Origin of the sequence: Yersinia sp. 1252 StPb PI (assembly GCF_048593885.1) — a bacterium.
Lineage (GTDB): Bacteria > Pseudomonadota > Gammaproteobacteria > Enterobacterales > Enterobacteriaceae > Yersinia > Yersinia enterocolitica_E.
On record NZ_JAZGQE010000351.1, the window covers coordinates 1 to 1666 of the forward strand.

Consider the following 1666-nt stretch of genomic DNA (forward strand, 5'->3'; position numbering starts at 1 on the left):
TTTGCGTGCAGGCGTGGAGGGGAGACAATCGCGCGCTGAAGGGTCTAAGGGAGGTCGGGCACCTCCGGCTGATGCGCTGCTTGTGGGTCATGGTGATGTGCATTCGTGTAATATGCGTCGTGTGATCGGATGCGTGAGACGTGCGCCTCGCTATGGGCCGCACAGCGCGTTATAGCGTGATGAGGGAAGTGCACGCGGCGCAGGGCGCGCCGGTGTGGGTATGGATGAAAATTATTGAATGAATCGGTGGGTCAAGCTTAAACTTCGGCCAGTACGTAGGGGTTGAACTGGAATACCTCCACGCCCAGCCAGTCATTCAGGGCTTTTAGATCTTCCATGATGGGATACAGCTCATTGATGGCGAACACCTTCGCTGCCTTCTCAACATCCCCAAAGCCGCTGGTATTGGTCGGCATGATCCCCATCAGTTGCGGCGGTACCCGGTGTGCGGCAGCAAATCATCGCGGGTCACGTTCTTGATGCCGTTAAACTCATCTTTGGCGGTTATCTCACTAAACGGCATGATTTGCAGGCCGTCTTTCTTCCCGCCTGCCGCGTACACAAATACGTTCTTGAATGCCCCCTTACCCCGCCCGTCAATTGCTCGGCATCACCAAAAAAGACAGTGATAATGTGCTCGGCCAAGTGTTTGACTTTATCGCCCGTGGCTAACATTACGCTGGGATGAAAAACTCCGCTGGATCGCGTATATTTGTTTTATCTGCATTTCTATATGCACTACCGGAGATCGTAATGGCTAATGTAATGACGAGTCTGGCTGAGAAAAAACAATACTTCGACCGTGTGAAGTTAGAAAACTATCGCCAAAGTATGCGTTTGGAAGGCTTGAACAGTACCAATCAAACGTTGCCAACCTCAAAGAACGAAAGGGCTAAACTGAAGCAAAGCCTGATGAATAAATACGCCACCAAAAGCCAGCCGAGTTCGCGGTGAACAGCGATAAATACGGTGACGGCCCAGATCCTTATACCTATCCGAACAGTCAGGTGTTAATCAATAAATTCGGCATTACTGATGATGACCAATTTATTGAGATGGAAAAAGATTTTTCCGAGCTGGCGATTATGGAGATCGAATTTAGCCCGCCACCCTATGATTTGCGCTATTGGTGCGCGCTGCATCAAGCCTTGTTTGGCGATATTTGAGAACCATTGATATATCCAAAGGCACTACCCGATTTTGCAATATCAGTCGCATTACACCTGAAGCTAACCGACTGTTTAACCAACTGGCACAAGAAAATTATCTGGTTGGTCTGCCCTATGACTCGCTGATTGTAAAACTGGCTGAGTACTATTCTGATCTTAATGTTATCCACCCTTTCCGTGAAGGTAATGGCCGGGCGCAGCGGTTGCTGTTCGAACACATTATTATCAATTGCGGCTTTCAAATCTCCTTTGCTGGCATCAACCCCGATGAATGGATTCAGGCCAATATTGATGGCTACCATTGCCGTTATCAACGCATGACTGCGTTATTCGCTCGCTGTATTAGTTAAACCACCCCGATATTTCCCGCTAAAAGTTGTCACAGTCCCCCTACCACTGCCGCGCGTTGCACCCCTGCCTGCGCGCGTAAACAATACCGTTACGCTGAATAACGAGTATTGACCGCCATGACCAACGCCGAAATCTATCGCCTGATA

The 1666-nt window shown here is 49.4% G+C and carries 1 protein-coding gene and 2 pseudogenes; 2 read left to right on the forward strand and 1 reads right to left on the reverse strand.

The genetic code is table 11. The features are described 5' to 3' along the window. Positions 1–257 precede the first annotated feature (257 nt). A pseudogene (locus V2A85_RS23460) lies at positions 258–592 on the reverse strand (phage portal protein); the annotation flags it as partial. Positions 593–753: 161 nt separating this feature from the next. On the opposite strand from V2A85_RS23460, the gene V2A85_RS23465 reads away from it, so the two are divergent. Both V2A85_RS23465 and V2A85_RS23470 read left to right on the forward strand, forming a co-directional pair. Further along, complete coding sequence (locus V2A85_RS23465; RefSeq protein ID WP_229714857.1) at positions 754–954, forward strand: YhfG family protein; 201 nt, start codon at positions 754–756, stop codon at positions 952–954. Then, positions 951–1519 (forward strand): annotated as a pseudogene (locus V2A85_RS23470) (Fic/DOC family protein). Before V2A85_RS23465 ends, V2A85_RS23470 begins: the two are co-directional and overlap by 4 nt. Positions 1520–1666: the final 147 nt, after the last annotated feature.